Genomic DNA, 6,301 nt, shown 5'->3' on the forward strand with positions numbered 1-6,301 from the left:
ACTCGGTATCGACCTCGGCACTTCATCAATCAAAGTATCTGTTATTGATTCTCAGACTAAGGAATGCCTCTGTACGGTTCAATATCCGGAAACTGAAACAGCGATTATTGCTGAACATCCCGGATGGGCAGAGCAATCGCCGGAAATATGGTGGGAAAATGTCCAGCAGGCAATTGTTAAAGCAAATGCTTCAGGAAAGTACGATCCCAAAGCTGTAGGAGCAATAGGAATCGCCTATCAGATGCACGGACTGGTATTGGTTGATAAAGATCAAAAGGTACTCAGGAATTCAATTATCTGGTGCGACAGCAGGGCAGTTGAGATTGGTAATAAAGCATTTCAGGCGATTGGTGAAGAAAAATGCCTGATTAATCTGCTTAACTCGCCCGGGAATTTTACAGCGTCGAAGCTGGCCTGGGTGAAGCAAAATGAGCCTGAAATTTTCGAAAAGATTTACAAAGTGATGCTTCCCGGAGATTTTATCGGGATGAAGCTTAGCGGGGAGATCAATATCAGCGTTTCATCACTTTCGGAAGGTGTATTCTGGGATTTTGGGAGGAATGAGCTTTCAAAGGAAGTCTTGAATCATTTTGGCTTCCCTGAGGATATTTTCCCGGAGATCCAGCCTGTATTTTCTGATCATGGCAGACTGAGCGCTGAAATTGCTGCCACACTTTCATTAGTACCGGGTATTCCAGTAAGTTATAAAGCAGGAGACCAGCCCAATAATGCTCTTTCGCTGAATGTTTTAAAACCAGGCGAGGTTGCAGCCAATGGTGGTACCTCAGGGGTGATCTATGGGGTGTCTGATCAGCTGACTTTCGATAAAGAATCACGGATTAACAGCTTCGCTCATGTTAATTTTTCGGAAGAACAAAAGCGAATCGGGGTATTGCTTTGTATCAATGGAACCGGAATTCTGAATCGCTGGACCAGGGATGTAATTGCACCTGATATCGTTTATGATACGATGAATGCTGAAGCTTCAGCAGTCAGGATTGGGAGTAATGGATTGAGGATATTGCCTTTTGGAAACGGAGCAGAGCGTATGCTTAACAATAAGAATATCGGTGCCCACTTCCATAATATTGACCTCAATCTGCATACCAGGGCACATATTTTCAGGGCTGTACAGGAGGGTATCGCCTTTGCTTTTCGTTACGGACTTGACATTATGCGTGAGAATGGCATGAATCCCACACTCATCCGCGCCGGTAAGGCGAATATGTTTTCAAGTGAACTTTTTATTGAAGCATTTGTGAATGCTTGCGGGGTTCCGGTAGAATTGTATAGCAATGAAGGCAGTATTGGAGCAGCAATTGGTGCCGGAATTGGAGTTGGAGTGTTTAGTACTGACAATGCATTTTCAAATTTGAAACCACTCCGTAATATCGAACCTCAAAAATCAGAAGAATACGAAGCGATTTACCAGGAATGGAAGGAATTGCTGTTGGGGCATTTGTAGGCTTGCATCCTAATACTCAGTCATCCAGGCACACAAGGAAAATCAGGATTCTATCTCCCTTTTAGGCTGGCCTGTACCTTTGGTTTGTGTAAGCTAATCTAATGCCCCTCACTGTGTTGGAATAATGTCAATTGTATGTTAACCCTTGTCCAACACTCTCTGTATCGGTATAAGGTCGGTATAAGGTCCCTATAAGGTCGGTATAAGGCTTGCAGGAAAATCGTTTGAAAAACTCCGGACTGATCTAAAAACAATATAATAAAAAAGACCAGAACTACCAAATCTTCAATGAAAAATTGCCCTGTTGGGATAGTTGAGATCTGATAGCTATCGGGTTGAAAATAGAGAGTAGATCAATATCAAAATGTTAGTATAATCTGCTTTACAGGCAGGGCTCTGTTCCCAAAGGGCATGTACTTAAAATTAATTCATTGCTTTAGTTCAGAGATCCTTCTCCGCCTGAGGCAGAGAAGGATAATGGCAGGCCGTGATGCGCTTTCTAACTATACATAGGAACTCAGCTCAAAGCCGATCCTATTTCCCTCTCCCAAAATGATAATCCGCAAACCTAATAAACTGCTTCCAGTCATAAACAGTCATATCATGTTTTCCTTCCCGGTTATGATAGGCCAAAGGCGATTCAATTACAGGATAATTTAAGCCCGGAGGAACCTCCGGTAACTTCGATTTTAAACCATACAAACCATAAACATCTTCAGCGTTTTTGAGGGATAAGAAAGTGCCCTTAGGATCAGCCCAGAGATCTTCAGAAGCATTAGTAGCATAAACCGGTCTGGGTGCGATCAGGGAGATCAGCATGTGCTGGTCAACAGGCAAAAGCTCTTCATGATCATTAAATTTTTTATAATTTGTGTTAAACCAATGTGGGAATGAGGTATTGATCCTTCTCACGCGTTCTCCAAATTGTCGGCGGGCAAGTGCTGCTCCTGTACTTCCTGAGCAGTTAGTAATACAGATTGCAAAACGCTGATCCTGCGCAGCTGCCCAGAGGGATGCTTTTCCTCCCCGCGAATGCCCGGTAAGGGCTACCTTTTTTGCATTAATTTGCGGATCGGTTACAAAATAATCCATCACCCGGCTCGCACCCCATCCCCAGGCACCGATCGCACGCATTCCATTATCCGCACTCAATTGTTCTGGATATAATTGCATAACCCCATTCATGAATTCGGCTTTATTATCCGGTGCGAGATCGCTTACATGGAAAGCTGCAATGGCATAACCTGCATCAATTACCAATTCTGCGGGCCAAAATTCGCTTATTATTTTTCTGCTAGGGTCTGTATTTTCTTTGCCGCGATTATTGATAAGTAAAAATGCAGGGCTTGGCTTTATTGCCTTATTTGGAGTAAAAAGAACAAGGTTGATCCTGACACTTTTATTTTGGTTAGACACTTCAATCAAAACATCCTTGCGGTGTGCTTTACCATTCATGCTGCTTTTATCCTCACTAAGGACTGAAAACCGGATATCTTCAAAAGACTTAGGTACCTGTCCATAAATATTATCTTCGAACAAAGTCAGTACTTCAGGTCTTCTAATCTTTTCCCAGGCCTTTTTGTTTTTTATCGTTTTATTATCACTTGATTTAAGAACATCCGGAAGGGTATAGGCAGGCACTTTGGATTCTTCATAATTCGATTCTTCATGATTTTGGGCATGAAGCTGAATACAAATGATCAGGCTAAGGCAGGTTAAGAGATAGGCTTTCATGGGGTGTTATTTACAATTCCGGAATAATAATTTTGATTATAAATATAGGTTTTTGTCAGTTAACGGGGACTTCCTGAATTACCGTTTTGAACTGCAAAAGATTAGCCCCTCAGTTTTTCACTAATTATTATTTAATTCTATAAATTCGAAAACATAAAAATTTCAGAATGGCAAACATCACAACAGGAGATAAAGAATTTTTCAAAGGCATAGGCCAGATACAATATGAGGGGCCTGAATCCAATAATCCATTAGCATTTCGCTGGTACGACGAGGACAGAATCATCGCCGGTAAAACTATGAAGGAAACTTTACGTTTTGCCTGTGCCTATTGGCATTCATTTGTTGGAAATGGATCAGATCCTTTCGGAGAGCCGACCCATATTTTCGCATGGGATGCAAAAAGTGATGCGGTTGAACGTGCAAAAGATAAAATGGATGCGGCCTTTGAGTTTATTACCAAAATGAACCTGCCATATTACTGTTTTCATGATGTTGATGTCGTAGATTATGGCAATGATGTTTTAGAAAATGAGCGCCGCCTGCAGACGATTGCTGCTTACGCGAAAGAAAAACAAAAGGCCAGTGGAGTGAAATTGCTATGGGGAACAGCCAATCTGTTTTCACATCGCCGTTATATGAACGGAGCCTCAACCAACCCAGATTTTCATGTCCTGGCCCATGCCGGAGCGCAGGTAAAGGCAGCTCTGGATGCTACGATTGCCCTTAATGGTGAGAATTATGTATTCTGGGGCGGCCGTGAAGGATATATGAGTCTGCTGAATACTGATATGAAACGTGAACAGGAGCATCTTGCAAAGTTCCTGCACATGGCAAGGGATTATGCGCGTAAAAATGGATTTAAAGGTACTTTCTTCATAGAACCAAAGCCCTGTGAGCCAAGTAAACATCAGTATGATTACGATGCTGCTACTGTGATCAGTTTCCTGCGTCAATATGATCTGATGGATGATTTTAAACTGAATATTGAAGTGAATCATGCCACGCTTGCCGGACATACCTTTCAGCATGAATTGCAGGTGAGTGCCGATGCAGGCCTACTTGGATCAATCGATGCAAACCGGGGTGATTATCAGAATGGCTGGGATACCGACCAGTTTCCGAATAATATTAATGAACTGACTGAAGCGATGCTCGTAATCATTGAAGCCGGAGGTTTCGGTGGCGGAGGTATCAATTTTGACGCCAAGATCCGTAGAAATTCAACCGATCCTGCCGATTTATTTTATGCTCATATTGGTGGTATGGACACCTTCGCCCGTGCCCTGATTGCGGCTGATAATATTTTGAAGCACTCTGATTATAAAAAGATCCGCCAGGATCGTTATGCCTCTTTTGATTCGGGTAAAGGTAAAGATTTTGAAACAGGAAAGCTGAGTCTGGAAGATCTGAGAAACCTGGCAGTTGAAATGGGAGAGCCTGAAGTGAAGAGTGGGAAGCAGGAGTATTTGGAGAATTTAGTGAACAGGTATATTTAAGAGGTTTGGGGTACTAATATGAGCAACATCCCTTTCCAAACCATAGATTGGTCGGCCATTGAAAAAACCGAACATAAAGGTGAAAGTGGAATAGCTTATTGGCAGACCATTCAGTTTCCCGGACTTCGGATTCGCTTAGTTGAGTATTCAAAGGGTTATCTGGCAGACCATTGGTGTCAGAAGGGACATATTGTGCATTGCCTGGAGGGAGAGTTTGTCTCTGAGCTAAAAAGTGGTGAGCAGTTGAAACTTGAGAAGGGCGGTACTTATGTGGTATCAGATGAACTGAGTTCGCATCGTTCTGTGACTGAAAATGGCGTTAAACTGCTTATCGTGGATGGGGATTTTTTGAAGCTTAATTTGTTGTAGCGTAGATGATTCCCCGGTTTTAAAATATGTCAGATAAACCTTGAGCACCCTAAACCTCATTCATAACACCCCATTGATCTTCCTCGACAAGATCAGCGCTGCTTTGTCCGGAAAGGTCTATGCCAAGGCAGAGCATTTACAGCCGGGTGGAAGTGTCAAAGACCGGGCGGCTTATCAGATTATTCTGGATGCCTATCAGAATGGCAGTTTGAAAAAAGGGCAAACGGTTGTGGAAATGACCAGCGGGAATATGGGTGCCGGACTGGCCTTGGTATGCAGGCATTTTGGCAATCCATTTGTAGCGGTGATGTCGGAAGGAAACAGTCCCCAACGCAGAAAAATCCTGAGCGCTTTTGGCGCAGAGCTTATCCTTACCAAACAGGTCGACGGAAGCCCGGGAATGGTTACCGGAGCAGATATTGCCCTGGCTGTCGATGTTGCAAAAGATATGGCTCAAAACAAGAATGCATTCTATGCAGATCAGTTCTATAATCCATCTTGCATTAAGGCACATTTTAATCATACCGGACCGGAAATTCTCCGGGATTTGCCTGAAACTGATGTGTTTATTGCATCTGTTGGTAGTGGTGGTACATTCATCGGGACTTCGAAATATCTTAAATCGGTCAATCCAGGCGTCAAATGCATTGCTGTAGAACCCGAAAAGTCCGCAATCCTGAAAACAGGAAAAGTCGATAATCCAAAGCATATCATTCAGGGCACTGCCTACGGATTAATCCCGCCGCATTGGGATGAAGCATTGGCGGATGATTTTATTACAGTTAGTGATGAGGAAGTGATGGATATGAAAAAGAGATTATCCTCAGAGCAGGGTTTGTATGTCGGTTATTCAGCTGCTGCGAATGTAATTGCTTCCCAAAAGTATTTGAAGGCACAGGCAAAACCATTGAATATTGTAACTGTGCTTTGTGATTCGGGGTATAAATACAGTGATTAAATTGGTAATTCTATAATGCCGGATAGCAAATCCGGATTACCTGTATATTCGACATGCCCTTCGGAACATGTCGAACAGCTGTACTTAATTGTCAACTGTCAATTATCAATTAACTCCGTCCCATCTTCGATTTCTACCTCATAAACCAGCATTTCAGTTCCTGTTTCTGATAAGTAAGCATCGGTAACTTTTTTTATGAGATCATTTGCAGCTTCTGCCTTTACCAGATTGATCGTACAACCCCCAAAACCACCACCCATCATCCTGGCACCAATC

Annotated in this window: 5 protein-coding genes; 4 read left to right on the forward strand and 1 reads right to left on the reverse strand. The window is 42.8% G+C overall.

What is annotated here, in order from left to right:
- Positions 1–1,465, forward strand: a 1,465-nt coding sequence (locus VGE44_RS02415; RefSeq protein ID WP_331076167.1) for a xylulokinase, incomplete at its 5' end; no start/stop codon positions are given.
- A gap of 534 nt (positions 1,466–1,999) precedes the next feature.
- Here the strand turns inward: VGE44_RS02415 and VGE44_RS02420 are convergent.
- Positions 2,000–3,199, reverse strand: coding sequence for an acetylxylan esterase (locus VGE44_RS02420; protein WP_331076168.1), 1,200 nt, complete (start codon positions 3,197–3,199; stop codon positions 2,000–2,002).
- 167 nt (positions 3,200–3,366) lie between these two features.
- On the opposite strand from VGE44_RS02420, the gene xylA reads away from it, so the two are divergent.
- From xylA to VGE44_RS02435, 3 genes are read left to right on the forward strand one after another with little or no spacing between them, the layout of a single operon-like run.
- Positions 3,367–4,698, forward strand: coding sequence for a xylose isomerase (gene xylA, locus VGE44_RS02425; RefSeq protein WP_331076169.1), 1,332 nt, complete (start codon positions 3,367–3,369; stop codon positions 4,696–4,698).
- A gap of 18 nt (positions 4,699–4,716) precedes the next feature.
- Entirely contained in the window at positions 4,717–5,067 is a 351-nt protein-coding gene (locus VGE44_RS02430) for a DHCW motif cupin fold protein (RefSeq protein WP_331076170.1), read from the forward strand.
- Between the two features lie 40 nt (positions 5,068–5,107).
- Positions 5,108–6,025, forward strand: a complete 918-nt coding sequence (locus VGE44_RS02435) for a cysteine synthase family protein (protein WP_331076171.1) — start codon at positions 5,108–5,110, stop codon at positions 6,023–6,025.
- Positions 6,026–6,301: the final 276 nt, after the last annotated feature.

The sequence above is a fragment of the Daejeonella sp. genome, assembly GCF_036405355.1.
Classification (GTDB): Bacteria; Bacteroidota; Bacteroidia; order Sphingobacteriales; family Sphingobacteriaceae; genus Daejeonella.